The sequence below is a fragment of the Synechococcus sp. BO 8801 genome (assembly GCF_002252675.1).
Taxonomy (GTDB): Bacteria; Cyanobacteriota; Cyanobacteriia; order PCC-6307; family Cyanobiaceae; genus Cyanobium.
In genome coordinates this window covers 34393-61208 of sequence record NZ_NQKY01000017.1, presented here as the reverse complement: position 1 = coordinate 61208, position 26816 = coordinate 34393, and the positions used below count along the sequence as shown (strand labels likewise).

Sequence of the window (26816 nt, the reverse complement as noted above, 5' to 3'; positions counted from 1 at the left end):
CGCCATTCAAGCGGCCGGTCCGGATCAGGGGCCGCAGGGGAGGGGCTGGCCCAGGCGCTCGAACGGCAGCGGCAGCAGTTCCAGCAGCACCGTTCCGGGCGGCCCGGCGCTGCCGTCGGCCACCGGCAGCGGCACCGGCCGGTAGGTGCGGCCGTCGAAGCGCAGCTCCTTGAGACCGTCGGGCGCGCCGTGCAGGCTGGCGGGCATGGTGAGGTCCAGCCAGCCGCGGTGGCGGTTGCTGACCACCGTCAGGGGCGACTGGAACAGGCCGTTCTCCGCCACCAGCTCCAGGCTGCCGTCGTTGTCCCGGAAGATCAGCAGGCTGCAGCCGCCGCTGGAGCAGGAATAGGAGCCCACCACCACCGCCACGGTCTCCAGACGGCCGTCGCCGTCCAGGTCGACCCGGTTGTGCAGGTAGCGCAGGGGCCCCACGTCGGCGCAGACCGGCCGGGTGGCCGTGGCACGGGCCTGCTCCCACTCGGTCTGGTCGGGATCGCCGGCCGCCGCGGGGGGGGACGCCACCGGGCCGGCGAACAGGCGGGCCCGCAGGGCCGCCTCCAGCCGGGGATCGGGGCGGTTGATCGGCGGAATCACCGAACCCGGCGGTGCCAGCGGGGGCGGTCTGTCGCGGGGATCGGGGCCATCGGGCCCCAGCAGGGAGCGCGGCGGTGGGGCCGGCGGCGCCAGCGGAGGGGGCGCCAGGGGCTGGGCCGGCGCCGGGCCAGCGCCGGCGAAGAGCAGCAGCAGGCCGAACAGCCGCAGGGGCCCTGTCCTCTCAGGCTGCATCGGCCCCGTCGAGGCTTTCGAGATGCCGTTCGATGCGATCGGCCAGCGCCAGGCAGCGGTCCATCTCCTCCCAGAGCAGTTCCCGGCGCCGCGCATCCACCGCGTAGGAGCGGTGATGGAGATCACGGCCCTGGTAGCGGAGCGCATCCCTGAGGCGGCGCCAGTCGTCCGGGGCGAGGTGGAGAGGTCCGAAGTCGGGGGCGGCGAGGTCGGGAGGGGAGGGGGCCATCAGGTCCGCATCATCCGGGCAGCGTCATGGCACAGGATGGATCCGACAGCGGCATTGTCCCCCTTTCCATGCAAGTCATCCCCGCCATCGATCTGCTCGACGGGCATTGCGTGCGACTGCATCAGGGCGACTACGGCCGCGTCACCCGCTTCAGCGACGATCCGGTGGCCCAGGCCCGCGAGTGGCAGCGCCAGGGGGCCACGCGCCTGCACCTGGTCGATCTCGACGGGGCCAGGAGCGGCGAACCCCGCAACGACGGCGCCGTTCAGGCCATCGCCGCGGCCCTGGAGATCCCGGTGCAGCTGGGGGGAGGGGTGCGGACGGCGGAGCGGGCCGAACAGCTGCTGGGCTGGGGTGTGGACCGGGTGATTCTGGGCACGGTCGCCGTGGAGAACCCGGCCCTCGTGCACGACCTGGCGGCCCGCCATGCGGGCCGCATCGTGGTGGGGATCGATGCCAACGAGGGCAAGGTGGCCACCCGTGGCTGGATCGAGCAGAGCACGGTGGAGGCCACGGCCCTGGCCGCCAGCCTGGATGGCACCGGCGTGGCGGCGATCATCAGCACCGACATCGCCACCGATGGCACCCTGGAGGGCCCCAACCTGGCGGCCCTGCGGGCCATGGCCCAGGCCACCTCCCTGCCGGTGATCGCCTCGGGCGGTGTGGGCAGCCTCACCGACCTGCTCAGCCTGCTGAGTCTGGAGCCCCTCGGTGTGGACGGGGTGATCGTGGGGCGGGCGCTGTACGACGGACGGGTGGAGCTGGCCGAGGCGCTGCAGGCCCTCGGTGATGGTCGGTTGCAGGATCCGTTGCAGTTGCCGATCGCCTGAAGCCGGCCGGCCCCCGAAGCGAGGTCCATACCGGTGATGAGGCAATTGCCCTATAACAGAGCCAATGTGTTCTGCGGCAACGTTTGCCTTCTCCGACGACCACCGCATCCTCCGCGGCCTCCGGCCGCCGTGGCGAGGCCGGTGATCGCCATGCGGTGGCCACAGCCCCGTCCCATGTGGAGGACGTCTACCAGCGCTGCCGGGAGCTGGGCATGCGGCTGAGCCGTCAGCGGCGCATGGTGCTGGATCTTCTCTGGGACGAAAAGAGCCATCTCTCCGCCCGCGACATCTTCGAGAAGCTCAACAACCAGGGCCGCCACATCGGCCACACGTCCGTCTACCAGAATCTCGAGGCGCTGCAATCGGCCGGCGTGATCGAATGCATCGAGCGGGCCAGTGGTCGGCTGTATGGCTATCGCGCCGATCCCCACAGCCATCTGACCTGCACCCAGTCCGGCGCCATCCACGACCTCGACGTTCTCCTCCCCGACCATCTCCTCCAGCAGATCGAGGACCAGACGGGCTTTGCGATCGAGTCGTACACCCTGCATCTCTCCGGCCGCCCCCGCCCCTCCTGAAGCCCCGGCACTGGAGAAAGCCCAGCGCTTTGGGTAAGGTCGGGCGATCAGTTTCGTGGCAACGTGGGACGACGTCCGGCACAGCCCCTTCCCCAGCTGCTGCTGTTCGCCGATCCCCTGGAGCGGGCGGGCCTCACCAGCTGGCTGGAGGCTGCTGACACCAGCGCCGATCCCGATGGCTGGGGTGGCTGCCGGGTGGTGGTCGACAGTGGGGAGCTCCAGGGGGCACCCCAGCTCGTCCTCTGGTGCCTCGGCAGCCTTCCCGAACCCCAGGCCCTCGATGCCGAGAGCCGCCGGCTGCTGGAGCGCTGGTATCCGGCGCCGCTGCTGCTGCTTCTGCCCTCCAAGCACCCATACAGCAGCGATGTCCTGCTGCAGCTGCCGGCCCAGGGCCTGATCGAGCAGGCCGATGCCGAAACCCTGCGGCAGGCGGTCACCACGCTGCTGGCGGGCGGCCGGGTGCTGGCCATTGCAGCGACGCGTCGGGGCGACGAGCCGGGCCCCTCCGTGCCGATGGGCCTGGGTCAGTGGCTGCTGCTGAGCGGCCTGCAGCAGATCGATGCCGAACTGCGCCTATGCCTGCGTCTGCTGGATCCGCCGCCGGTCGACCTGCTGCCTCTGCTGCTGCTGCAGGGCCGGGTGCGGGAGCTGCGACTGGCCCGGCGGCTGCTCCTCTGGCTCTGGGGGCCCGTCAGCCTGGCCTGGAGCCAGCCCCTCGATGGCCCCGATGGGGCGCCAACCGCCCCCACCCCTGGTGTGGCGATCACCCTGCGACAACGCACCGCCGAAGGCCTCTGGGAGGCTCTGCGGGGCCGGCTCACGGCGGCGGCCGCCGCCGGCCCCAGCAACAACAGCGGCCAGCTGCTGGCCCTCGACGGCCTCCATGCCTCCCGCCGCAGCGACCTGCTGCTGGGGCTGCTGGAGCAGTTCCACCGGCTGCGCCAGCGCCTGCTGCAGGACGATCCCCGCGGCGAGCAGCTGGAGCGGCTCTGGAGGGAACTCCAGCCCGAGCTGCGTCAGCAGGCCCTGCGCTCCATGGCCGGGTCCTACGTGCAGCTGCCCATGGAGGGCCGGCTGTGCCCGGTGGCCGAGACGCTGCTGCACCGCAGCAGCCTCGACGCCGACGACCTCGAGCTGCCCGATCCCGCCGCCATGCTCAGCCCGCTGCTGCAGGCCCGTCCCCTGCTGGTGGACGGCCGGCTGGTGGCGCCGGATGAGCCCCAGGCGGTCCTGTATCTGGAGCTGCTGCTCAGCAACTGGCTGGTGCGCAGTGCCGAGCTGATCAGCGCCGAAGTGCTGGCGGCCTGCGCCGAGTGGCCCGAACTGCGCCGCTACCTGCTGCGCCCCGAGCTGCTCGCCACCCGCAACCTGGAACGGCTGCGCAACCAGCTCAACGCCCAGCAGCGCTGGACCAGCTGGTTCGAGCGGCCGATCCACCTCTACGAGAGCCGGCGTCCCCTGTTCCGATTGGGCGACGGCGCGATCGACTGCGTGGACCTCACCGAGCCCCGCGATGCTGAGCTGCGCCAGCTGGGCTGGGTGCAGCAGGCGGTCACCCTGGCCCTGGAGGCCCGCGATGCCCTGGGCCCCCAGCTGCGCAGCCTCCTGAAGCGCCTCGGCGATCTGCTGGTGGTGCTGCTGACCCAGGTGCTCGGCCGGGCCATCGGCCTGGTGGGCCGCGGCATCGTCCAGGGGATGGGCCGCAGCCTCAACCGCTGAGGCGGCCGGGTACCACGGCACAATGAGCCCACCCGCCCGTGTCCCCTTGCCCCGTTCGCTGTCCCGGCCCTTCGCCGGCCTCTGGGCCCTGCTGCTGACCGTGGTGCTGGGGCTGTTCTGGGCCCCGGGTCAGGCGGCGGCCAGCCTCGAGAACGACCGCTACGACGGCAACATCTTCGCCCTCTACGCCGGTAACGGCTCCCTGGTGCCGCCCCGCAGCAGCCTGGCCCAGTCCCTCGACGAGCACCGGGTGGCGGTGCTCGTCTACTACCTCGACGACAGCAGCGTCAGCAAGCAGTTCTCGCCGGTGGTGTCGGAGCTGCAGCGGGTCTGGGGCAACGCCGTCGACCTGATCCCCCTGGTCACCGATCCACTCCAGAACCGGCCCGATGGCGGCGTGGCCGATCCCGCCCACTACTGGGACGGCCTGATTCCCCAGGTGGTGGTGATCGACGGCTCCGGCCGCGTCGTCTTCGATCGCCATGGCCAGGTGAGCGTCGATGCCATCAACACGGCCGTGAGCGAAGCCACCGGCATCCCGATGGCGCCTGGTTCGGGTAACAGCGCCACCTTGAGCTTCAACGAACTCAACAGCGAAGTGGTGGCGTCCCGCTGATGCCGGCCACCCGCACCGAAACCGACAGCCTCGGCCCGGTGGAGGTGCCGGCCGAGCACTACTGGGGCGCCCAGACCCAGCGCTCCCTCCGCAACTTCCCCTTCGGCGCGCCGATGCCGCTCGCCGTGGTGCAGGCCTTCGGCCAGCTCAAGGCCGCCTGCGCCGAGGTGAACGCCGCCCGGGGCGTGCTTCCCGACCACCTGGCGGCCCTGATCGTGGCCGCCGCCGAGGAGGTGAGCCGGGGCCAGCTCGACGCTGAATTCCCGCTGCGGGTCTGGCAGACCGGCTCAGGCACCCAGACCAACATGAACGTCAACGAGGTGATCGCCAACCGGGCCATCGCCGCCACCGGCGGCGTGCTGGGCAGCAAAGTGCCGGTGCACCCGAACGACCACGTCAACCTCAGCCAGTCGAGCAACGACACCTTCCCCGCTGCCATGCACATGGCGGTGGCGATCGAACTGCATCAGCGGCTGATCCCCAGCCTGGAGGCGCTGATCGGCGCCCTGCGCCACAAGGCCGAGACCTACGCGGGCCTGATCAAGATCGGTCGCACCCACCTGCAGGATGCGGTGCCCCTGAGCCTGGGCCAGGAGTTCGGTGGTTACGCCTCCCAGCTGGAGCTGGGCCTGGCGGGCCTGCGGGCCACCCTGCCCCAGGTGCTGCAGCTGGCCATCGGCGGTACGGCCGTGGGCACCGGGCTCAATGCCCCGGCAGGGTTCGGTGAGGCGGTGGCCAGCCGGCTGGCTGAGCGCATCGGCCTGCCCTTCACCAGCGCCCCGGACAAGTTCCAGGCCCTTGCGGGCCAGGAGGGTCTGGCGGCCGCCCACGGGGCGCTGACCGTGCTGGCGGGCAGCCTGATGAAGATCGCCAACGACATCCGTTGGCTGGCGAGCGGGCCCCGCTGCGGCCTCGGCGAACTGGTGCTGCCGGAGAACGAACCGGGCTCCAGCATCATGCCCGGCAAGGTGAATCCCACCCAGTGCGAGAGCCTCACCATGGTGGCCGTACAGGTGATGGGCAACAACACCGCCGTCCAGATGGCGGCCAGCCAGGGAAATTTCGAGCTGAATGTGTTCAAGCCCCTGATCGCCCACAACCTGCTGGAGAGCATTGAGCTGCTGGCGGGGAGCTGCGGCACGTTCCGGGAGTTCTGCATCGAGGGCCTGCGGGCTGATGTGGCCCACATCGAAGCCCAGCGGGACCGCAGCCTGATGCTTGTGACGGCCCTGACGCCGGCGATCGGCTACGACCGGGCCTGCGCCATCGCCCGCCATGCCCACGAGCACCGGCTCAGCCTGCGGGAAGCGGCCCTGGTGCTGGGGGAGATCAGCGGGGAGGAGTTCGACCGCCTCGTCAGGCCCGAGCAGATGGTCTGAGGGTGAGGGTCTGGGAGCGGCCCGGTTGATTTTCTGAGGATCGTCCGTAAGATCTACGAAATACCCATGGTGTGGTCCTTGAGTTGTGTCCCTGATGACGTTCTTCGGCTTCAGGATCCATTCAAGGATGGCCTTCTTCCGGGAGGCCCACCTCTGAGTTCCCCGGTCTTCCTACCGGGCGACGAAGAAGGGGAACCCTACGACTGAAATGTCCCAGAGCCCCCGTTCCGATCCCCCTCCCCCGTCTGCCCGCGACGTTCTCTGCCGCGCCCGGTGGTCCATGCTCCGCAGGATCAGCGCCCGACGCAGCCGCCCTGAATCCTTACAGCTGGGGAACTCCGGGATGGCTGGGTTCACCCTGATCGAGCTGATGATCGTGGTGGCCATCGTGGGGATCATCAGCGCCGTCGCCTTGCCCCAGTATCGCCGTACCGTGGCCATGGCCGAAGCCTCCAGCCGCGTCCTTGAAACGATTGCCTTCGGCGAGCGATGTGCCGTGGCCCACAAGTCCGGGCTCCACGCCATGATCGCCCAACCCTCCGGTGGAGCCACGCAGTTCTGCAACGGCGCCTCCACCCGACAGTTCGACAGCCGTCGCTGGTCCGGGGACGCCACCGGGGTCCTGTGCATGGGATCGCCGGCCGCCACGAGTCATCGGCAGGCCAGGCTGCGTGTCACCGTCACAGGTGTCGTCACCTGCACCTTCCTGAATTGATCGTCCCGGAGAGGGCACGGATCCCTTCGATCGATCCAGAACCTGCTACTCAGAGCAGGTTGGCGGCCAGCTCGGCCAGTTCGGAGCGTTCTCCCCGCATCAGGGTGATGTGGCCGGAGAGCAGCTGGCCCTTGAACCGCTCCACCAGCCAGGTGAGCCCGTTGCTTTCCGCATCCACGTAGGGATTGTCGATCTGGTAAGGATCACCGGTGAGCACGATCTTGGTGCCTTCCCCCACCCGGGTGACGATCGTCTTCACCTCATGGGGCGTGAGGTTCTGGGCTTCGTCCACCACCATGAACTGGCGGGGGATCGAGCGGCCGCGGATGTAGCTGATCGCCTCCACTTCCAGCAGGCCCATGCCCTTGAGGTCGCTCCAGTTGCTGCGGGGCGGGCGGTGTCCCCCCCGGACGGGCTGGCCCTCGTCGCCACCGAGCAGGAAGTCGAGGTTGTCCACGATCGGTTGCATCCAGGGGGCCATCTTCTCCTCGAGATCCCCGGGCAGAAAGCCCATCTCCTTGCCCAGGGAGATCACCGGGCGGGTCACGAGCAGCCGTTCGTAGAGGTGCTCATCGGCCACCTGGTGCAGGCCCGCCGCCAGGGCGAGCAGGGTCTTGCCGGTGCCGGCCTTGCCCACCAGGGTCACCAGGGCCACCGCCGGATCGAGCAGCAGATCGAGGGCGAAGGACTGCTCCCGGTTGCGGGGCTGGATGCGGCCCATCTTGGCCTTGGCTGACTTCTGCAGCGGCTGCAGCGTTCCGGTGCGGCCGTTGTAACGGGCCAGCAGGGTGTGGGCCGGCTGGGCCAGATCCACCAGGGTCACCCCCTCGTTCGCCTGCAGCGGCGAGACGGCAACCGGCTGCTCCGGGATGGCATCCGCCGGCAGGCCGTCGCCGGCCTTGACCCGGTCCATCAGTTCGGCGCTCATCCAGCGCTCGCAGAACCCCGGGTAGAGGTCCGCCATGTCCACCTTGTCGGTGGTGTAGTCCTGGGCGATCAGGCCCACCGCATCGGCCTTGATGCGCAGGTTGGTGTCCTTGGTGACGAGCACCACCGGCGGCTGGCTGCCCACCACCTCCTGCAGGCGCTGCTCCAGGGCCACGGCCAGGATGTTGTTGTCGCCGTTGCCCGCCTTCAGCTCGGGGGGCAGCTGGCGCAGGGTCTCGCTGCGGCAGAACACCACCTTCAGGGTGCCGCCGCTGACGTCGTCGATCGGCACCCCCTCGGCCAGGTTGCCCTTCTCGCGCAGCTGGTCGAGCAGCCGTGACACCTGGCGGGCGTTGCGGCCCTTCTCGGAGGGGTCCCGCTTGAAACGGTCGATCTCTTCGACCACCTCGATCGGGATCACCACCTGGTTGTCCTCGAACCGGTTCAGGGCCTGGGGGTCATGCAGCAACACGTTGGTGTCGAGCACGAAGGTCTTGCGCATGCCTGTGACCTGCCGGTTCCATGGGGCCGAAGCTAGGTCCGCGGGCGCATCTACGCTCCGGCCGGACATTCCCTGACGTATCGGCTTGCCGTTCCCCGTTTCCTGCCTGCTGGTTCTGCTGCTGCTCCTCGGCCTGGGCCTGGTGGTGCTTGAACTGCGCCATCGCCTACGGCCCGCCTCCCCCCTGCAGCTGCTGCCGGGATCCTTCCAGGTGCGACGCCGGGCCCAGGGCCTGGAGATCACCGGCGAGATCCGGATCCGCAACCCCCACCCCCGCATGGAGGTGATGGTGCCCGAGATCACGGTGGTGCCCACCCTGCTGGGCCGCAGTGACGTCAGCCAGGTGCGCCACGAGCTGCACATCACGCCGCTGCACCCCGACGAGGAGGCCCGTCCTGATGGCTACTGGGCCGCCTACATCGTCAAGGGCCGCAAGACCACCGCCGCCCACATCCGCCTCAACCTCACCGCGCCCGGCGGCCTGGATCTGGAGAGCGTGCTCGACACCCTCTGGATGGACATCCACTGGGTGAACTACGGCCCCTTCGGCCGGCTGCAGCGGCGCCAGGGGATCCTGCTGCCGCTGCAGAAGCCGGAACCAGGCGACCCATCCGCCCCGGGCTGGCGCGAAGGGGAGCGCTGCCGGGTGCTGCCGGTGCGCACCCACCTGCTCGGGGTGCTCGACGATCCGCTGGAGGTGCTACAGCGCTACACCTCAGGCCTGCTGCAGCCGGGTGATGTGCTCACCATCGGCGAGACGCCCCTGGCGGTGATCCAGGGCCGCTATCACCACCCCTCGACGGTGGAGCCCTCCTTCCTGGCCCGCCTGCTGTGCCGGGTGTTCCACCCCACCAGCTCCCTGGCCACGGCCTGCGGCCTGCAGACCCTGATCGATGTGTCCGGCCCGGCCCGGGTGCTCGGTGCCTGGGTGGTGGGCACCGCCCTGAAGCTGGTGGGCAGCAAGGGTTGGTTCTATCGGCTGGCGGGCGAGCAGGCGCGCCTGATCGATGACATCACCGGCACCACGCCCCCCTACGACCAGACGATCGTGCTGGGCCCGGACCAGCCGGCCGCCTGGTGCGAGCAGATGGCGGCGGCCCTCGGGGTGTCGGTGGCGGTGGTGGACGTCAACGACCTGGGGCGGGTGAAGGTGCTGGCCGCCAGCGGCGGCACCGATGAAGCCCTGCTGATGCGGGCCCTGCGCCCCAATCCCGCCGGCAACGCCAACGAGCGCACGCCTCTGGTGCTGGTGCGTCCCACGTAGAATTCTGATACGACGTCGCCAGCACCCGCCGCGTCGTTTCCGATTCGCCCACGCCCCCCTCTCCACCGTCGTCTGCCGTGCCAGTGCCTGCCGTGCCAGTGCCTGCCCAGGGCAGAACCTCCCCCACCTGGACGGTGGAACCCCTGCAGGGTTGGCACCTCCCCCTGCTCGATGACCCCGCCTTCCTGCCGCTGCAGCCCCTGCTGCAGCGTTCGCTGCTGCTCGCCCTGCCGGAGCAGCTGCTGACGGCGGTGACCAGCCGCCGCCCGGTGGCCGCCCAGGTGCTGGTGGCCCTGCAGCGGCAGGGGCTCACCCGCCAGCAGGCCCTGGGCCTGATCGTCTGCCGCCGCCTCAACCGCAGCGGCACCTGCTGGCAGGTGCAGCACCTGCGCCTGGCCCTGGCCGCCACGGAGGGGGCGCCCCTGGCTGGGGATCTGCTGCGCCAGGCCATCGGCCGGGTCAAGGGCGCCGCCAGCTGGATCGCCACCGCCTCCAGCCTCGACACCCCCCGGCTGGCCACCCTGCGGGAGCAGGGCTTCCAGCCCCAGCGCACCGATCGCCTCTGGCGCTGGCAGCTCCCAGCCGACCGGCCTGCCCCCGCCGCTCCAGCCGATCTGCAGCTTCGCCCGCTCAACCGCCGCACCGCCCCGCTGCTGTGGCATCTGGAGCAGGCCACCTGCCCGGCCCACCTGCGCCAGCTGCAGGACCGCCGCATCGAGGACCTGCTCGACCAGAGCCGCAGCCATGGCTGGATGCTGGTGGATGCGATCCGCAATGAGGCCGTGGCCGGCGTGCGCTGGCTCGATGAGCATCCCGGCGGCGGCCAGGCGGTGGAGCTGAGCGTCCACCCCGGCTGGGGCCATCTGCTGGGCAACGCGGCCGAGTCGTTGCTGCACCGCATCGCTCAGGGGGGCGGCAGCCTCTGGCTGCGTTGCGAAGTGAGCGACGGTGAGCGCCAGCGCTGGCTCCAGGCCCTCGGGGCCGAGGCCCATGGCGAGGAGGTGCTGATGGCCCGCAGCGTCTGGCGTCGTCAGGAGGGCCAGCCGGCCAAGCGGGCGGCGCGACGCATCGAGGCGGTGCTGGAGCAGCTGCAGCCGCGGCGGCGTCCCATGCCCACCCCCACCGGCCCCCTCGGCAGCCTGCCCACCGCCCCCCTGGTCCTGCGCTGAATGGCGCCGCCCAGCCCGCGTTCGGTGCTGGCCCTCGATGTGGGTCGCCGACGCATCGGGCTGGCGGGCTGTGATCCCCTGGGCGTCACGGTGACGCCCCTGCCGGCCCTGGCCCGGGGGGAGTTCCAGGCCGACCTGGGCCGGCTGCTGGAGCTGGTGCGCCAGCGGCGGGTGACGGCGCTGGTGGTTGGCCTTCCCCTCGATGCCGGCCAGAGGCCCACCCCCCAGGGGGTCCACTGCCGCCGCTACGGCCTGCGGCTGGCCAGGGCCCTGGCGGCCCTCGGCCAGCCCCTGCCCCTGGCCTGGGTGGATGAGCACGCCAGCAGCTGGGCGGCCGGCGAGCGCTTCGGCCTACACGGCGACCGCAGCGGCCGGCTCGACAGCGCCGCGGCGGTGCTGCTGCTGGAGCAGTGGCTGCGGGAGGGGCCCGAACCGCTCGATCCCGCTGCGTTCACGGCCGCGTTCACGGCCGATCCGGTCGCCCCGGCGGCCATCGCCGTGGGCAGTCGGGCCGGCGCTGATTCATTCTGAGAAGACCCGCTTCCTCTTGATGGCCTCCGACCCCCCTGCGATGACGGGCTCCGGCGATGTGCCCACCGTGCAGGTGCGGGACGGCAGCGGCCGCCAGCTGCTCTGCTTCCTGGAGCAGCTGATCCCCCTCGACGGCCACGACTACGCCCTGCTGACCCCGGTGGACACCCCGGTGTGCCTGTTCCGCCTGCGGGAGGACGACGACCCCGAGCTGGTGGAGACCCTCGATGCCACCGAGCCGATCCTGTCGGTGGCGGATGTGGTGCTCCAGGAGCACGATCTCACCCTGGTGCGTTCCGCCGTCACCCTCACCGTCAGCGGTGAGCTGGAGGAGCCCGATCCCGACGACCTCGAGGACGAGGAGGGCGATGATGACAGCGAGACCTACGAGCTGCTCGTGAGCTTCATGGCCGGCGATGAGGAGTACGGCCTCTACATCCCCCTGGATCCCTTCTTCGTGGTGGCCCGCATGGACGGCGCCGACGCGGTGATGGTGGAAGGGGAGGAGTTCGAGCGGGTCCAGCCCCGCATCGAGGCCGAGCTCGACGAACGGGAGAGCGACGACTGATGCTGCGCGATCTGCTCACGCCCGACTGGCTGCCGGGAACGTCCCTGGCGCACCTGCCCCTGCAGGAGCTTGTCGATCGTGGCATTCGCGCCCTCGTCCTCGACGTCGACCGCACCCTGCTGCCGCGCCGTCAGGCCACCATGCCCCTGCAGGCCGAGGTGTGGCTGCGCCACGCCCGTGAGCGCATGCCCCTGCACCTGCTCAGCAACAACCCCTCCCGCCGCCGCATCGGGGCGGTGGCCGACACCATGGGCCTCCCCTACACCACCTCGGCGGGCAAGCCGCGGCGGGCGGCCCTGCGCAAGGTGCTCCAGGACCTCGCCCTGCCCCCGGCCGCGGTGGCCTTGGTGGGCGACCGGCTGTTCACCGACGTGCTGGTGGGCAACCGCATGGGCCTGTTCACGGTGTTGGTCAAGCCGATCGATCCCGACGGTGAACCCTGCCGCCAGGACCGGCTGCAGAACCTGGAGCTGCGCATGGCCCGCTGGGTGGGCTCGGTCCCGGGCTGATGGGGACCTCCGGCACACCCGCCGCCGGCGGCCTGCGGCGTGTGATCAAGGTGGGCACCAGCCTGCTGCGGGGCACCCCCGAGCGGCCCACGGCGGCGGTGATCGCCGATCTGGCCGCCAGCTTCGGCCGCCAGCAGCGCCGGGGCGACCGCCTGGCCCTGGTCACCAGTGGCGCCGTGGGCCTGGGCTGCGAGGCGCTCCGCTTCAGCCGGCGCCCCACCGAGGTGGTGGCCCTGCAGGCGGCCGCCGCCGTCGGCCAGGGCCGGTTGATGGGGCTGTACCAGGAGGCCTTCGCCGTGCGGGGGATGGCGGTGGCCCAGGTGCTGCTCACCCGCAGCGATCTGGCTTCCCGGCGCCGCTACCAGAACGCCTGCCGCACCCTGGAGCAGCTGCTGGAGTGGGGGGTGCTGCCGGTGGTGAACGAGAACGACACCCTGGCCACCGACGAACTGCGCTTCGGTGACAACGACACCCTTTCGGCCCTGGTGGCTGTGGCGATCGGCGCCGATGAACTGGTGCTGCTCACTGATGTCGACCGCCTCTATTCCGGCAACCCCCGCACCGATGCCGATGCCAGCCCGATCGAGGAGGTGCGCGACCTGGCCGAACTGGAGCGCCTCAGCCACGTGGCCGAGGGGGGCGGGCAGTGGGGCACGGGCGGCATGACCACCAAGCTGGCGGCGGCCCGCATCGCCACCTCCAGCGGCATCCGGGTGCGCCTGGCCGATGGCCGCGATCCGGCGGTGCTCGATGCCCTGTTCGCCGGCGAGAAGGTGGGCACGGTGTTCCAGCCCAGCGCCACCCCCCTGGCCGACCGCAAGAGCTGGCTGGCCCATGCCCTGCTGGTGAAGGGCAGCGTGCGGGTGGACGCGGGCGCCGAGCGGGCCCTGCTGCAGCAGGGGGCCTCCCTGCTGGCGGTGGGCATCCGTGAGGTGGAGGGCCACTTCTCCCGGCGTGACGCGGTGCGGGTGCTGGCCAGCGACGGCCGCGAACTGGGGCGGGGCCTGAGCACCCTGAGCAGCGAGGAGCTGCGCCGGATCATGGGCCTCAGCAGCGAGGAGGTGCGCCGCCGGCTGGGGCCGGTGGGGGATGCGGTGGTGCACCGCGACCAGCTGGTGCTCACCTGCCTGCCGGCCTGAACGCCTCGGCCACGATCGTGGCGGCTGCGGCGAGCACCCCATCCTGTGCCTGGGCGGCCGGATCGACCTGGGTGTGGAAGATGGCCAGCACGATCGGCCCCCGCTCCGGCGGCCAGAGCACGGCCACGTCGTTGGCGGTGCCGTAGGCGCCGCAGGTGCCGGTCTTGTCGCCCACCCGCCAGCCCGGCGGCACCCCGGCCCGCACGCGCCGATCGCCGGTGGTGTTGCCGATCAGCCAGTCCTGCAGTCGACGGCGCTGGGGCAGGTCCAGGGCGCTACCGAGCACCAGGGCCTGGAAGCTGGTGCCCATGCCGCTGGGGGTGTCGGTGTCGCGGGGATCGCCGGGGATGGCGGAGTTGAGGGCGGTTTCCCAGCGATCGAGCCGGAAGGTGCGGTTGCCGGTGGAGCGGGCGAAGGCGGTCAGGCCGGCGGGGCCGCCCAGGCGTGCCATCAGCTGATTGGCGGCGGTGTTGTCGCTGTACTGGACGGTGGCGGCGGCCATCTCCGCCACCGTCAGGCCGCCTTCGAGGTGCTGCTCGGCGATCGGCGAGTGGGTCACCAGATCCTCTCGGCCGAAGCGGATCCGCTGCTCCAGGAAGCCCGGCTGCCGCTGGCTCCTGTGGAGCACGGCTCCCGCCAGGATCGCCTTGAAGGTGCTGCAGAGGGGAAAGCGTTCGTCTGCCCGATGGCCGATCCGGGCACCGCTGGCGGTGTCGATGGCGAACACCCCCAGTCGTCCACCGGAGCGGGCCTCCAGCGCCGCCAGCGCGACCTCCGCTGCGGCTTCCGGCTTGACGGGCCCCGGGGCAGCGGGCGCGGCAGCGGCGGGCGCGACGGCGATGTCTGGCAGCAGCGCCACCAGGGCTGCCGCCAGGCCTGCAGCCAGGGACTGGGTGCTGCGGGGGGCCATCGGGTCCATCATCCCTGCGTCCGATCCAGCATGGCCTCCAGTTTCTCCAGCAGCTCGGCCGCCTCCCGCTCACCGGAGAGGCCGTCCACCACGATCGGCGGCCGGCGTTCGCTCCAGAGGATCACCCGGGGGTCGGGGCCGCCCAGCAGCAGCGCCCCGGTGACCAGCCGCAGCGGCAGCTGGCGGCTGGGCTGGCCCGGGCGACGGAGGCGGAACTGGTCGCCCGTCAGGGAGAGCTCCTGGGGGCACCACTGCCGGTAGCTGCCGATGCCGGCGGCACCGAGGGCGGCGACCACCAGCAGGGCCTGGACCACGGTCCACTCCGGCAGGGCCAGCGACAGCAGGCCCGGCAGGGAGAGATCCAGCACCAGGGTGGTGGGTTCGCTCAGGCCCAGGCGCGGCCCGAACATCCAGACCAGGAAGCCGCCGTACTTCACCATCACGGTGTTGAGCACGGCGACGAACAGCAGGTAGCTGCCCTGCTCGGCGAAGGAGCGCCACCACTGGGCCGCGCCCACGCCGCGGCGGCGGCGGATCAGGCGTGTGGCGGAAGCTCCCGTTTCCACCATCCAGACATCGTCCGGCTGCGGCCCTTCCGGCCGGGACCCGGCGAGCTGGCGGGCCTCAAGGGCGCCGGCCAGGCGCAGGGGCACCGCCAGATCGGCGGCCAGGGCGTGGGCCTGCTGCCAGGCGCCGGAGAAGCTGGCGGCCCGGGCCAGCAGGTGCTCCCCGGCGGGATCGGCCACGGCAAGAACCAGATCCCAGCCAAGGGGCCGCTCCCCCAGCGGCGGCAGCTGGACGCTGGCCTGGCGGATCAGCACGGCCGTGATGGCGGCCCGCTCCACCTCCAGCCGTTCGCTGCCCCCGGGCGTGTCCACGAACAGGTGGAGGCGGTCACCCCAGCTCTGCAGCTGCACCCGCCGCAGCACCGGCGCGCCGTAGCCCAGCCGGGCCATCAGCCACTCCATCGGCAGCAGGAACAGCAGCAGGCCGAGCACGTAGCCGGCGGCCCCCTGGAGGCTGACCAGCAGGCAGAGGCCGGAGAACAGCAGGAAGGCCAGCAGGCTGACGAGCGGGTTGGCGGGGACCTCGTCCGCGATCAGTTCCCGCCAGATCATGCGCTCCAGGGCCAGGGCCAGCCCCTGTACGGAGCGGCGCAGCAGCACCAGTGGGGTGAGCAGCAGCCCCAGTCCGTTGCGCCGGGCGCCGCGAACCGTGGCGCTGAACGCGATCAATCCGCCAGCAGGGGCAGGCCGGCCGGTGGGACCGCCAGCAGCAGGCGGCGCTCACCGTCCACCTGCTGCTTGAAGCGGCGCCACTGGGGCGAGGCGATCACCTGCTGGCTGATCGCCTCGGCGAGGCGCTGGCCGGCCAGCACATCACTGGGGTAGTGCATGGCGCAGTAGGCACGCACGTAGCCCCCCTGGAGGCCCACCGGCAGCAGCCGCTCCCGGCGCTCCGGCAGCAGGTCGGCCAGCAGCAGGCTCGCGGTGGCAAACCAGGTGGCATGGCCGCTGGGGAACGACCAGGAGCTCTCCAGGGGCAGACAGGGCTTCAGATCGGGGTGGCTCAGGAAGGGGCGTGGCCGCGCCACCGCATCCTTGAGCTGATCCTTGAGCCCATCGGCCCGCTCGAGGAAGGCCGGCAGGCCCGCGTGGAGAAGGGGGGAGGTGCGGGCCAGGTCGGCGCCCACGGCGGCATCGAAGACGCTGAGATTGCGGTTCAGGAAGCGCCAGCTGTGGACGATCCCCGCCGGCGTGCGGCTGCGCTGGTTCCAGCGCAGGATGGCCAGATCGTCGAGCTCCAGGCGGCTGCCGGGGGCGGGTGGCTCACCGAGCACGGTGCGGTAGGCGGCCGGCTGCAGCACCAGGCCCGCCGCCGGATCCGCTGGCTGGGCCAGCGCCGGCCCGCCCGGCGCCGGTCCTGCCAGCGCCCGGGAACCCGGCAGCAGGGCGGTCTGCAGCAGCAGCAGGCCGGACAGCCACGGTCCCGGGCGCAGGGTGTGCATGGCTCCGGTGCCGGCGGCGGGGTGGCAGCACCGTAGGGGTGCTCCGCAACTCAGAACCGTTCGTCGCCGATGGCGGGCAGCACCAGCTCGCGCACGAAGGACGCCGGCGAGAGCTGCAGCAGGGCCGAGACGATCCGGACCACGTCGTGGAGCGGAATCTGCCGGCCCTCACCGCGGCCGGCGGCCGCCTCGGGCGTCACCTCCAGGCCGTCGTCGGTGTTCAGGTAGCCCAGCTGCAGGCAGGTCACCGCCAGTTGCTGGTCCCGGAAGCTCTCCCGCAGGGCATCGGCGATGCCGCTGAGGGCGAACTTGGAGGCGCCGAAGGTCACCTCCGGCTGCCCGCTCTGGCGCAGGCCGGAGGTGGAGCCCGTGAGGATTAGCTGGGGCCTGGGGGAGTCGAGCAGGCGCGGAATCAGCCGCCGCAGCAGCATCAGGGCGCCGGTGATGTTGATGGCCACCATGGTGGCGATGCTGTCGTCGGGATCCTCCAGGAAGCTGTAGGCCTCGCTGAAGGCGTTCGCTTCCCAGACGCCGAGGTTGTAGATCAGCACATCCAGCTGGGCAGGGGCCTGCTGCTCGATCCACCGGGCCGCCGCCAGCGGCTCCGCCAGATCCGCCTCGATCCAGCCGAGATCGACGCCCGCCGGCAGCCTCAGGCCATCGGGCCGTCGCCGCGAGACGCCGATCACCGTGTCGCCGGCGCTGCCCAGACCTTCGACAAAGGCACGGCCAAGCCCGCGGCTGGCCCCGACCACCATCAGTTTCATGGATCCTTTCCGGCAGGGTTTGTCGATGTGCGGGCCATGCTGGATCCAGTACCGGAAGCTGGGTAACCCCCCGTCTGCCCATGACGTGGTCCCCTCGCTCCCCGTTGGCTCTGCTCCGGTGGGGAATCGCCCTGGGCGTGCTGTTGCTGGCCGATGGACCGCCTGCGGAGGCCGTCCATCCCCAGGGCCAGCCACCGGTGCCGCGGCAGCAACAGTGGCTGGCCCAGCCGCTGGGCGAGCGCTATCCCCAGACCCCTGCGCAGGTGTGGGAGTGGATCGACGAGGCCAACGCCCTGGAGGCCAAGGGGGCGAACGGGAAAGCGGCGGCGCTGTGGGAGAAGGTGCTGGCCTGGCGCCAGAAGGCGCTGGGGCCCGACCATCCCGATACGGCCACCAGCCTGAGCAACCTCGGGCTGCTCTATGTCAGGGAGCGCGCCTTCGCCAGGGCCGAGCCCCTGCTGGCCCGGGCCCTGGCGATCCGAATCCGGATCCTGGGGCCAGATGACCCCCTCACTGCCCTCAGCCTCAACAACCTCGCCTGGCTGTCGTTCAACCAAGGCCGCTACGCCAACGCCGAAACCCTCTACCGGCGCGCCCTGGCGATCGCCGAGAAGGCGCTGGGGCCCGAGCACCCAGGACTCGCCCTGGGCCTGACGAACCTCGGGCTTCTGTACAACGCGCAGGGCGCCTACGCCAAGGCCGATGCCGTGTATCGGCGCGCCCTCGCCATCAGGGAGAAGGCGCTCGGACCCGATCACCCCGACACCGCCACCAGCCTCAACAACCTGGCGGCGCTGTACATCAACCAGGGCCGCTATACCGAGGCGGAGCCCCTGCTGCGCCGCACCCTGGCCATCAAGCAGAAGGCACTGGGTGACAATCACCCCGACACCGCCACCGGCCTCAACAACCTGGCGGCGCTCCAGGAGAACCAGGGTGCCTTCGCCAGGGCCGAACCCCTCTATCAACAGGCCCTGGCGATCAACGAAAAGGCGCTGGGCCCGGAGCATCCCGCCACGGCCACCAGCCTGAACAACCTGGGCCTGCTCTACCGGAACCAGGGGGCCTATGCGCGGGCGGAGCCCCTGCTGCGCCGTGCCCTGGCGATCCGGGAGAAGGCGCTCGGCGCCGGCCACGCCGATACCGCCGCCAGCCTCAACAACCTGGCCATGCTGTACAGCGATCAGGGCGCCTACGCCCGCGCCGAACCGCTGCTGCGCCGTGCCCTGGCCATCCAGGAGAAGACGCTGGGCCCCGCCCACCCCGTCACCGCCACGGGCCTCAACAACCTGGCGGTGCTCCTCGACCAACAGGGTGCCGCCGAAAGGGCCGAGCCGCTGCACCGACGCGCCCTGGCGATCCGGGAGCAGGCCCTGGGCCCCAACCATCCCGATACCGCCGGCAGCCTCAACAACCTGGCGGATCTCCACCGCCTTCAGGGCGCCCACGCCAAGGCGGAACCCCTCTTCCTGCGGGCTCTGGCGATCTACGAGACCGCGCTGGGGCCCGATCACCCCACCACCGCCCTCAGCGTCAACAATCTGGCCAAGGGATACCTGAGTCAGGGGGCCGAGGCCCGGGCCGAACCCCTGCTGCGCCGCGGCATCGGCAGCCAGTCCCTGTTCCTGCAGCGGGAGGCCCCCTTGCTGCCCCAGGCCCGGAGACAGGAGCAGATCAAGGCCCTCGGCAACGTCTGGGAGATCCCCTATTCCCTTGGGGTGAGCTCACCGGCGGGCGCCTCCCTGGCCCTGTTCACCCGCCTGAACCGCCACGGTCTGCTGCAGGACATCGAACGGCGCCAGGCCCAGCTGGGCCGTGGCTCCCCAGCCCAGCAGATCCTGGTGAGCCAGCTCACGGCCCTGACGGCCCGGCTGGCCGATGTGAACCTCAGTGAGCCGCAGCGCCGGACGCTGCAGCGGCAGCGGGAGCGGCTGGAGCAGGAGCTCTACCGCCAGCTGCCGGCCCTGACCCCGCGCCTGGTGGACGCCGCCCAGGTGGCCGCCGCCCTGCCCGCCGATGGGGTGCTGATCGAATTCCAGCGCTTCCGCCCCTATGACGCCCGTCAACCGGAGGCCAGGAGCTGGGGGGCAGCGCGCTATCTGGCAATGCTGCTGTTCCCCGATGGGTCGACCCGCGCGGTGGACCTCGGCCCGGCGGCGGCCATCGATCCCCTGATCCAGCGGGCCCTGGCCGAGAGCCTGGCCCGCAACCGCCCCGCCGGACCGTTCTGGGCCCAGGTGAGCCAGCAGGTGCTGGGGCCCCTGCTGCCGCAGGTTCAGGGGCGGCGGCGGTGGTTCGTCTCCCCCGATGGCGAGCTGAGCCGCATCCCGTTCACGGTGCTGCCGGCGGCCACCCTGGGCCAGCAGGTGGAGCTGCGGATCCTCACCAGCGGCCGCGACCTGCTCCGCCTGGGCAGCCCCGGGCCCGGAGGCCAGCGCGCCCTGGTGCTCGCTGCCCCCGATTTCGGTGGCCCAGGTCAATGGCAGCCGCTGCCCGCCACGGCCGCCGAGGGGCGCTGGATCGCCGAACGTCTCGGCGCTGCCCTGTATCAGGGATCCGCCGCCACCACCGCCGTGCTGCAGGAGGCCCGCGGCCCCAGGGTGCTGCACATCGCCAGCCACGGGTTCTTCACCACGGGCAGCGACGATCCGCTGCTGAACAGCGGCATCGTGCTGGCGGGCGCCAACCACAGCCACCAGGCCAGCGACGACGGCTATCTCACCGCCAAGGAGGCGGCCCAGCTGCAGCTCGATGGCACCGAGCTGGTGGTGCTCTCCGCCTGTGACACCGCCTCCGGAACCCTGCAGACCGGCGAAGGGGTCTACGGCCTGCAGCGGGCCCTCACCGTGGCCGGCGCCCGCTCCACCCTGCTGTCGCTGTGGAAGGTGGACGATGACGCCACGGCGGCGTTCATGCAGCGCTACGTCGCCCTGCTCAAGCGGGGAATGGGTCGCATGGAGGCGCTGACGGCGGTGCAGCAGGAGTTCCGCAGCAATCCGCCGGAGCCGGACTGGGCCGACCACAAGTTCTGGGCCGCCTGGCAGCTCACGGGTGATGGGGGGCCGATCCCCGGTTTATGAGCCAGGCGCTGCACACCAGGCAGACTGAAAGCCGGCCGTGTGTCGGTGTTGCCAACCCATGCGAAATCACCGGGGGTCTGCGGTACTGGGCGCTCTGCTGGTCACCGCCTCGCTGCTCGCGCCGGTGGCCCCTGGGGCCGCTGCCCCTGAACTGGACGCCATGGTGGCCTCCATTGACGGCCAGCTTCGCCAGAGCTGGAACGCGGATCCAGGCACCGCCAGGCTGCCCTGGCCGGCCATCGAGGTGCTTCCCGCCGGCCAGACGCCCCAGTCGGCCTGTCCCGGGGCCGGCAGCGCGGCCAGCGAGGCCGGGAGTGTCCAGAGCTCGGCCCTCTACTGCGCCGCCGGTGGCAGGGTGCTGCTGGATCGCACCCGGCTGGCGAAGGAGGCCAGCCGCCATGGGGAGTGGGGCGTGGCCTACTGGGTCGGGATCGGCCTGGGCACGGCGATCCTGGGCCAGCGGCCAACGGCCCGTCGTTCAGCCGCCGCCGCCAACCTTCAGGCCAACTGTCTGGCGGGGGTGTTGATCGGTGGCACCAGCCTCCAACCCACGCCCCAGGACCCCCCCAGGCCCGACCAACTCGTTGCCCCGGCCAACGGGGCCTATGGCACCGCTGCGGCCGAGCAGATGGGAACCCGCAGCCAGCGCTCCTATGCCCTGCTCACCGGCTTTGGCATGACGGAGCTGGCTGGCTGCTCCGATGGGGCGATGGCCCAGCTCGCCAGGGACCAGGTGCCCGATCCAGCGCTGCTGGGCGCCCTGGCCACGGGGACAGACCGGGCCGCGTTCAACACGATGGCGGTGATGAACCGGCGCTGCAGGAGGCTGCCCAACTCCCCCTGCCCGAGGCGTGTGCCCCCCTTCACCGGCCAGAAGTGAGGCACCCCCGGAACCCGTGAGCAGCGAACCCCCGATCACGCCCCATGGAGACAGTGAGACGCTGCCCCCGAAAGGCATGCCGGGATCCCGGACCAGGGCGAGATCGTTGCACCTGCCGGCCTGGATGCGCTCGCCGTCGCTGCACGAATGGGTCAGGACGCTGGGCATCATCATCGCCGCCTCCTGGGGGATCTACACCTTCGTGTGGAAGGAGATCTATGTGCCTTCCCAGGCGCCCGCCAGCATCAGCCTGGAGATCAGCCTGACCCCGGTGGCCGGTGATGGCGCAAGCGGCCCATCGCCAGCATCGCTGCAACGGGAACTGAAGGTCAGCGCCACCAACGCCAGCACGCGCAGGCTCTACCTGCTCAGCAGCTTCTGGGAGCTGTTCCCGATCCGCCGCCAGGTGCTGGATCGATCCACGTTCCCCACTCGCGCCAGCGGCCCCTTCGATGCCATCCACGTGGAGCGGGGGGCGGTGCTCCAGCCCTATCCCACCGAAGCGGCCGGCAAGTTGTTCGTCGACGATCACATCAATCCCGGCGAAACGATTCACCGTTCGCTGATCGTCTCCCTGCCCCCGGGAGCCTATGCAGCCCAGGTGGATGTGCTGGTTCCCGTCCTGACGCGGGAGCCGCCCAAGGGCAACGCCCTGCTGGGGGGGAGGGTGTTGGAGTGGGGCTATGACAAGAGCGACGTGGTCATTCCGTTGCTGTGCGAGGAAGGCAACCCCACCGACTGCCTGCGCCTGGATGATCCGGACAAGCAGGACCGCCTGATGGATCGAAAGCTGAAGGCCTTTGATTCGAACTACTTTCTCAATGAGCAGAGTGTGCAGGTTGGCCTCTCTGGAGGTTCGTAGCACTCAGGGCAGACGACGGGCGCCTCCCATCGGCCCACGCTTGCCATCCGGCCCCAGCAGCCAGAAGCGAATCGCATCGCCGTCCACCTCGAACTCCTCCACGACCTTCAGCCCAGCGATGCCTGGATCCGAGGGGAACAGCACGCGCCAGGTCCGGCGGGAGCCCTCGCAGGTTCCCTCCCAGGCGCCGGCGGCGGTGCCTCCCCGTTCCGACACGATCCACACCACGTGATGGCGACCATCGGCCAGCTTGGTGACCACGGCTCGCCCGGGCTTGCTGGGTGCCACGTAGTCCCAGGTGCCGAGCGCCGCCTCACAGGGGGATGCTGCTGGTGAAGCCCAGGTCGGTGTTGCACCCAGGGCCAGGGCCAGCGCCATCGGGAGCAGTCGGCATCGCATGGGCTGCTCCAGAGATGGCTGGGGGCCAGGCGGACTGTAGGGACGGTTTCCTGCGGAGTCGGTCGTCAGCGCGGCCGCCCGCCACGCACGGCATCACGCCGCCGCCTCGGGCTAGAAGGGAGCAACGGCGGAGCCCAAGGGGTGGATCTCGAGCGCTTTCAGAGGTTGTTCACGGCCCCGCTGCTGCCCCTGGGCCGCCAGAGCTTCTCCCTGCTCTGGATCGTGGAGGTGCTGCTGCTGCTGCTGGCCGTGAGCCTGGCGGCGCGGGGCTTGAAGCGGCTGCTGGCCGGACGCGTGCTGCGCTGGTTCTCCCTGCCGGAGGGGCGTCGCGAGGCGGTGGCCACCCTCCTTTCCATGGGGCTGGCCGCCCTGGGGTATGTGGTGGTGGCCCAGGGGATGGGGCTCGACATCGGTGCCCTCGCCGTGATCTTCGGGGCCCTCGGGGTGGGCATCGGCTTCGGGCTGCAGGAGCTCACCCGCAACCTCACCAGTGGCCTCACCCTGCTGATGGAGGGGAAGCTGAAGGTGGGTGATCAGATCGAGTTCGGCGACACCAGCGGCTTCATCCGGGAGATCTCGATCCGCTCCACCGTGATCCGCACCTTCCAGGGCGCCGAGATCGTGGTGCCCAATTCGGCCATCACCAATGCGCCGGTGAAGAACCTCAGCTACCTGAGCTCCGATGGCCGGGTGGATGTGGAGGTGACGGTGGCCCACGGCAGCGACCCCCTGGCCGTGACCGAGGTGCTGCTGGATGCCGCCCTCGCCGAACCCTCGGTGCTGGCCGATCCGCCGCCGAAGGTGCTGCTGCATGGCCTCCAGGGCCAGGGGATGGCGTTCGAGCTCTGGGCCTGGACCTCGGCGATCCACGCCAGCCTCAGCCTGCGCAGTTCGCTCAACTACGCGATCGAGCAGGGGCTGCGGGAGCGCCGCATCGAGCTGGCCGGGTCCCGCCAGCAGATCCAGCTGCTGTCCTCCCGGCGCAAGGTGGAAGAGGAGCAAGCGGGCCCGGACTGGAGCCCCCTGCGGGCCTCCCTGCCCGACCATGCCTGCTACAGCGGCATGGATGATCGACGCCTGCGGGAACTGGTGGGCAGTGGCGCCCGCCGATCCCTGCCCGCCGGCACGGTGCTGGTGCGCCAGGGTGATGAGGGCCGCTCCTTCCACCTGGTGCTGAGTGGCGCGGTGGATGCGATCCATGAAACGGACCGGGTGAGCCGCAAGCTGTTCACCTTCACCGCCGGGGAATTCTTCGGTGAACTGCCGCTGCTGCTCCAGGTGCCCTACCCCACCACCATGGTGACCGCTGAGGACACGACGCTGTTCGTCGTTCCCAGCGGCAGCTTCCGCGCCCTGCTGGCGTCGCGTCCCGAATTCGCCGACAACGTCGCCCGGGAGGTGGCGCGCCGCAGCGACGTGCTGCGCAGCTACGAGGACTGCCTGCGCCAGCGCGGCCTGCTCGAGGACGCCGACATGGGCCACCCCCTGCAGTGGTTCCGCGAGCGGCTGAAACGGGTGCTGGCCGGACGCCCCGCCATGGCCTCGGTGGAGACGGAGGCCGGCTGAGCGCCGAACCGCCGGATCACGGCTGCGACTGGATGGGATCGGGGCGCCAGGTTTTGTTGAACCAGGGCTCCAGCGGACCATAGAGGCGCAAAATCGTGAACCAGCCCTTGCCGGGAATCGTCTGGACCCAGTTGTTTTCGAATCCAACCGGGGCCTTCGGGCCAAACCAGACATCAACAGAACCGTCGGCATTGGCTTTGAGGCCCTTGTCCTGGCTGCTGACACTCGGTGCCTTCTGGTCGGTCTGCAGCATCGATCGCGTCTGGGTGTCATAGACGATCACGGACCAGAAATCGGCGACGGGGACGTTGGCAGGCAGGCGTAGCCGATAGGTTTTGCTGCCATCAAGGCGTTCACCCTTGGCGTCCAGTGCGGCCCACGGGTACTGGGAGCCTTTGCCGACATTCTTGACTTCCATGGCCGGTGTGACACCGGTGGCGAAGTAGTAGTAGAAAATGGCACCATCCAGGTTGGCCACACCCGGGGACACTTCGAACCTGTAGCCGCCGAAGAACGGCAGCCGCCAGGGGCTGTCCGGGTAGAAGAAGGCGTCCGGCTCGCGAATCTTGAGGGCCAGGGTCCGTGCCGTCACCGCACCGATGTTGGCGGCGTCACTGAGGATCTTCTTCCAGCGTTCGTCGGGGTTGAAGGGTTTACCTTTGACGATGCCCACCGAGGCGAAGAGACCCAGTGTGGTCGGGTCGGCGCCGGTGGGTGGTTCCTCCTGAATCACCTGGTTGAGAAGTGCCCAGAAGGAATAATCGCCAGGGGCCACGAAGTTGGCCGGCACCCCGGAGGCGTTGGCGAACCTGATCGCCGGTGGGTTGGCCGCAGCGGAGAGCTGGTAGATCTTCAGGTTGGCCTTGACCGACTCCACCCCGGGTTTGGGGGAACCATCCACTAGAAAGGAGCGGAAGAACAACCAGTTGCCGTAGGTCTTTGGCCGGACGACTTGATACCCCTGCGGGATGGCGCCCTGGTAGCCGGGGGGAAGGAACAGATACTTGCCACCCGCCCCCTTGTCGGCCCCGGTGATGCCGACATCGACCACCCAGCGATACCAGAAATCATTGACGGCACCGAGCACCTTGGGGGGGACTTCGACCACCAGGGGTCCCTTCTTGGTGTCGAGCCAGATGAAGCTGTACACGGTGTTGTCGTTGGCCGTCAGCTCCACCGTGCGGGGATCCACCAGGTTTTCCCAGATCACATTGGTGCTGTTCTCGGGGCCGAACTTGCGCAGCGAGTCCCGCATGCCGGCCTGATTCACGATCGGGATCGCCAGCAGGTAGGCCTGCAGGGCCCGGGAGCGATCCAGGTTGTCGTAGATCTTCTCGATGGTGTCGGGCTTCGGGAACCCATCGATCAGCTCCAACGGGCCGATGGACGTCTCGAGCCGATCCGGCGTGGCCACCCCAGGCGCAATCGGGGTTGTCGTCCGGAAGGTCTGCGCTGAGGCGGAGGCGGCCCATGAGGCCACCAGGGCCGCCATGGCCAGGGCCGTGCGTCGTTGGTGGGATGACCTCATCGCGACGGCTCCTGGCGTTGGGGAGGGCAAGGGAGGAAGGCTATGTCAGTGGCTTCTAGGCATGGATGGGGCGCAACAGGCCGTAGGAGGAAGGTTGGGATTGGCGTTGGATGCCATCCGACCGTCAGAGTTCAACGAGCAATTGAACGGACTCCAGCTGCTCCGGAGAATCCGGCCTGGCGGCGAACAGCTCCTGCCAGGCCGGGTTCTTGTTTTCCCAGGCCGTTCTGGCGCCGTAGGCCGCCATGTCGTCGTATTCGATGTGGAGAATCAGCGACGTCGTGTCCGGACCCGGCACCGCATTGCGCAACAGGCGGACCGCTCTGGGCATCACCGGGCTCTCGAATTCCGGGCCGCCCGCCTGCTGCAATTTGGTCATGACGTCGCCGAAGCGGCCGGGACGGATCTTGTAGGTGAAGACGGCAATCACGGACATCGTCATGACGGGGGTGAGCACCACGGAACGCTAGGGCCCACCTTTCGCCCTGGAGCGCCTTAAAGCGCCGCCATGATCGCTGATTCCACAGTCGTGGTTGGACGGCCAATCAGTGAGCTGAGCTGCCTGCCGTCATCGAACAGGGCGCCCTGGGAGGCGCCCGTATCGGAATCGGCCAGCAGACCTGCCAGAGGCTCCGGCAGGCCGGCGGCGAGCAGGGCGTTGCGGTAGTCACCTTCGGGCAGGTTTACGTAGTTGATGGTTTTGCCGACCTGGCGTGAGATCGCAGCGGCGAAGTCGCTCAGCGTGTAGGCGCTGTCGCCGGCGAGTTCATAGATCTGGCCGGCAGGATCGTCGCTGGTGAGGATGGTGGCGGCGGCTTCGGCGTAATCGGCACGGGACGCGGAGGCGATGCGCCCCTCACCGGCGCAGCCAACCACCGCCCCCAGCGAGAGGGCGGAGGCAACACCTGCCGTGTAGTTCTCGGTGTACCAGCCGTTGCGCAGCAGCACGAACGGCATCCCGGATTCAAGAATGGCCGCTTCGGTTTCCCTGTGCTCCTGAGCCAGGGCGAGGACCGAGGTATCGGCGTGCAGGACACTGGTGTAAGCCAGCAGTCTGACTCCCGAAAGCTTGGCCGCGTCGATGACGGCCTGATGCTGGCGTGTGCGCTGGCCGATCTCGCTGGAGGAGATCAGCAGGAGCCTGTCCGCGCCTTCAAAGGCGGCCTCCAGGCTGGCGGGCTGGTTGTAATCCGCCTGGCGAACCTGCACGCCCAGGGCGGCGATGTCGCTGGCTTTGTCGATGTTGCGGACGGCGGTGACGATGCGCTCAGCGGGCACCCTCCTGAGCAGGACATCGATGACCAGGCGGCCCAGTTGGCCGGTGGCTCCGGTGATGACGAATTGGGTCATTGCCG

The 26816-nt window shown here is 70.3% G+C and carries 27 protein-coding genes; 16 read left to right on the top strand and 11 right to left on the bottom strand.

The annotated features are described in order from the left end of the window. Positions 1-24 precede the first annotated feature (24 nt). Together CJZ86_RS12325 and CJZ86_RS12320 are read right to left on the bottom strand one after the other, a co-directional pair. A complete protein-coding gene (locus CJZ86_RS12325) occupies positions 25-786 on the bottom strand; it encodes a COG3650 family protein (protein WP_094586230.1) in 762 nt (253 codons plus the stop codon). Next, positions 776-1015, bottom strand: a complete 240-nt coding sequence (locus tag CJZ86_RS12320) for a hypothetical protein (protein WP_198960138.1) — start codon at positions 1013-1015, stop codon at positions 776-778. The genes CJZ86_RS12325 and CJZ86_RS12320 overlap by 11 nt, the downstream gene beginning before the upstream one ends. 68 nt (positions 1016-1083) lie before the next feature. Here CJZ86_RS12320 and hisA point away from each other — a divergent pair, with 68 nt between their 5' ends. The 6 genes from hisA (at position 1084) to CJZ86_RS17545 (ending at position 6852) form a co-directional block, all read left to right on the top strand. Beyond that, positions 1084-1845 (top strand): 1-(5-phosphoribosyl)-5-[(5-phosphoribosylamino)methylideneamino]imidazole-4-carboxamide isomerase, encoded by a 762-nt coding sequence (gene hisA, locus CJZ86_RS12315; protein ID WP_094586229.1) that lies wholly within the window; start codon positions 1084-1086, stop codon positions 1843-1845. A 212-nt stretch (positions 1846-2057) separates the two neighbouring features. Continuing rightward, positions 2058-2423, top strand: a complete 366-nt coding sequence (locus CJZ86_RS12310) for a Fur family transcriptional regulator (protein ID WP_199296954.1) — start codon at positions 2058-2060, stop codon at positions 2421-2423. Between the two features lie 63 nt (positions 2424-2486). Beyond that, a complete protein-coding gene (locus CJZ86_RS12305) occupies positions 2487-4142 on the top strand; it encodes a DUF3685 domain-containing protein (RefSeq protein ID WP_094586227.1) in 1656 nt (551 codons plus the stop codon). 22 nt (positions 4143-4164) lie between these two features. Next, entirely contained in the window at positions 4165-4758 is a 594-nt protein-coding gene (locus tag CJZ86_RS12300; RefSeq protein ID WP_094586226.1) for a thylakoid membrane photosystem I accumulation factor, read from the top strand. Further along, positions 4755-6137, top strand: coding sequence for a class II fumarate hydratase (gene fumC, locus CJZ86_RS12295; RefSeq protein ID WP_198960139.1), 1383 nt, complete (start codon positions 4755-4757; stop codon positions 6135-6137). The genes CJZ86_RS12300 and fumC overlap by 4 nt, the downstream gene beginning before the upstream one ends. A gap of 343 nt (positions 6138-6480) precedes the next feature. Beyond that, complete coding sequence (locus CJZ86_RS17545; protein ID WP_094586224.1) at positions 6481-6852, top strand: type IV pilin protein; 372 nt, start codon at positions 6481-6483, stop codon at positions 6850-6852. 49 nt (positions 6853-6901) lie between these two features. Here CJZ86_RS17545 and CJZ86_RS12285 read toward each other — a convergent pair whose 3' ends face one another. Beyond that, positions 6902-8281: a PhoH family protein gene (locus CJZ86_RS12285; protein ID WP_094586223.1), complete on the bottom strand. Its 1380-nt coding sequence runs from the start codon at positions 8279-8281 to the stop codon at positions 6902-6904. An 85-nt stretch (positions 8282-8366) separates the two neighbouring features. Between CJZ86_RS12285 and CJZ86_RS12280 the strand changes: the two genes are divergently transcribed. The 6 genes from CJZ86_RS12280 (at position 8367) to proB (ending at position 13461) form a co-directional block, all read left to right on the top strand. Continuing rightward, positions 8367-9545, top strand: a complete 1179-nt coding sequence (locus tag CJZ86_RS12280; protein WP_094586222.1) for a F420-0:Gamma-glutamyl ligase — start codon at positions 8367-8369, stop codon at positions 9543-9545. Positions 9546-9637: 92 nt separating this feature from the next. After that, positions 9638-10714, top strand: a complete 1077-nt coding sequence (locus tag CJZ86_RS12275) for a hypothetical protein (RefSeq protein ID WP_233133999.1) — start codon at positions 9638-9640, stop codon at positions 10712-10714. Further along, the gene (gene ruvX, locus CJZ86_RS12270) at positions 10715-11245 is read left to right on the top strand and encodes a Holliday junction resolvase RuvX (RefSeq protein WP_094586221.1); all 531 of its coding nucleotides are present in this window, start codon (positions 10715-10717) and stop codon (positions 11243-11245) included. Between the two features lie 19 nt (positions 11246-11264). Next, the gene (locus CJZ86_RS12265; RefSeq protein ID WP_094586220.1) at positions 11265-11813 is read left to right on the top strand and encodes a DUF3727 domain-containing protein; all 549 of its coding nucleotides are present in this window, start codon (positions 11265-11267) and stop codon (positions 11811-11813) included. Then, positions 11813-12322, top strand: a complete 510-nt coding sequence (locus CJZ86_RS12260; RefSeq protein ID WP_094586219.1) for a YqeG family HAD IIIA-type phosphatase — start codon at positions 11813-11815, stop codon at positions 12320-12322. Before CJZ86_RS12265 ends, CJZ86_RS12260 begins: the two co-directional genes overlap by 1 nt. Continuing rightward, positions 12322-13461, top strand: a complete 1140-nt coding sequence (proB, locus tag CJZ86_RS12255) for a glutamate 5-kinase (protein WP_094586218.1) — start codon at positions 12322-12324, stop codon at positions 13459-13461. Before CJZ86_RS12260 ends, proB begins: the two co-directional genes overlap by 1 nt. On the opposite strand, the gene bla is transcribed toward proB, so the two are convergent. The 4 genes from bla to CJZ86_RS12235 are packed head-to-tail and all read right to left on the bottom strand — an operon-like array spanning position 13442 to position 17146. Continuing rightward, positions 13442-14371, bottom strand: a complete 930-nt coding sequence (gene bla / locus CJZ86_RS12250) for a class A beta-lactamase (RefSeq protein ID WP_198960137.1) — start codon at positions 14369-14371, stop codon at positions 13442-13444. The two genes, proB and bla, sit on opposite strands and share 20 nt — an antisense overlap. 8 nt (positions 14372-14379) lie before the next feature. Further along, positions 14380-15606 carry a hypothetical protein gene (locus CJZ86_RS12245; protein WP_094586216.1) on the bottom strand — a complete coding sequence of 409 codons (1227 nt, stop codon included), beginning with the start codon at positions 15604-15606 and terminating at the stop codon, positions 14380-14382. Further along, complete coding sequence (locus CJZ86_RS12240) at positions 15603-16379, bottom strand: phosphatase PAP2 family protein (protein WP_094586215.1); 777 nt, start codon at positions 16377-16379, stop codon at positions 15603-15605. The genes CJZ86_RS12245 and CJZ86_RS12240 overlap by 4 nt, the downstream gene beginning before the upstream one ends. A gap of 50 nt (positions 16380-16429) precedes the next feature. Then, positions 16430-17146, bottom strand: coding sequence for an SDR family oxidoreductase (locus CJZ86_RS12235; RefSeq protein ID WP_094586214.1), 717 nt, complete (start codon positions 17144-17146; stop codon positions 16430-16432). Between the two features lie 104 nt (positions 17147-17250). Between CJZ86_RS12235 and CJZ86_RS12230 the strand changes: the two genes are divergently transcribed. The 3 genes from CJZ86_RS12230 (at position 17251) to CJZ86_RS12220 (ending at position 21968) form a co-directional block, all read left to right on the top strand. Further along, a complete protein-coding gene (locus CJZ86_RS12230) occupies positions 17251-20226 on the top strand; it encodes a CHAT domain-containing tetratricopeptide repeat protein (protein ID WP_198960136.1) in 2976 nt (991 codons plus the stop codon). Positions 20227-20386: 160 nt separating this feature from the next. After that, positions 20387-21106 (top strand): hypothetical protein, encoded by a 720-nt coding sequence (locus CJZ86_RS12225; protein ID WP_094586212.1) that lies wholly within the window; start codon positions 20387-20389, stop codon positions 21104-21106. 106 nt (positions 21107-21212) lie between these two features. Further along, complete coding sequence (locus CJZ86_RS12220; protein WP_094586211.1) at positions 21213-21968, top strand: hypothetical protein; 756 nt, start codon at positions 21213-21215, stop codon at positions 21966-21968. Between the two features lie 3 nt (positions 21969-21971). Here CJZ86_RS12220 and CJZ86_RS12215 read toward each other — a convergent pair whose 3' ends face one another. After that, positions 21972-22346 (bottom strand): hypothetical protein, encoded by a 375-nt coding sequence (locus tag CJZ86_RS12215; RefSeq protein ID WP_094586210.1) that lies wholly within the window; start codon positions 22344-22346, stop codon positions 21972-21974. Positions 22347-22508: 162 nt separating this feature from the next. Here CJZ86_RS12215 and CJZ86_RS12210 point away from each other — a divergent pair, with 162 nt between their 5' ends. Beyond that, a complete protein-coding gene (locus CJZ86_RS12210) occupies positions 22509-23933 on the top strand; it encodes a mechanosensitive ion channel domain-containing protein (protein WP_143594149.1) in 1425 nt (474 codons plus the stop codon). A 16-nt stretch (positions 23934-23949) separates the two neighbouring features. Here CJZ86_RS12210 and CJZ86_RS12205 read toward each other — a convergent pair whose 3' ends face one another. The 3 genes from CJZ86_RS12205 to CJZ86_RS12195 all read right to left on the bottom strand — a co-directional run bounded on the left by CJZ86_RS12205 (position 23950) and on the right by CJZ86_RS12195 (position 26811). Beyond that, entirely contained in the window at positions 23950-25461 is a 1512-nt protein-coding gene (locus CJZ86_RS12205) for a DUF1254 domain-containing protein (protein WP_094586208.1), read from the bottom strand. Between the two features lie 124 nt (positions 25462-25585). Next, positions 25586-25921 (bottom strand): hypothetical protein, encoded by a 336-nt coding sequence (locus CJZ86_RS12200; RefSeq protein WP_198960135.1) that lies wholly within the window; start codon positions 25919-25921, stop codon positions 25586-25588. A 35-nt stretch (positions 25922-25956) separates the two neighbouring features. Beyond that, entirely contained in the window at positions 25957-26811 is an 855-nt protein-coding gene (locus CJZ86_RS12195) for an SDR family oxidoreductase (RefSeq protein WP_094586207.1), read from the bottom strand. Positions 26812-26816 lie beyond the last annotated feature (5 nt).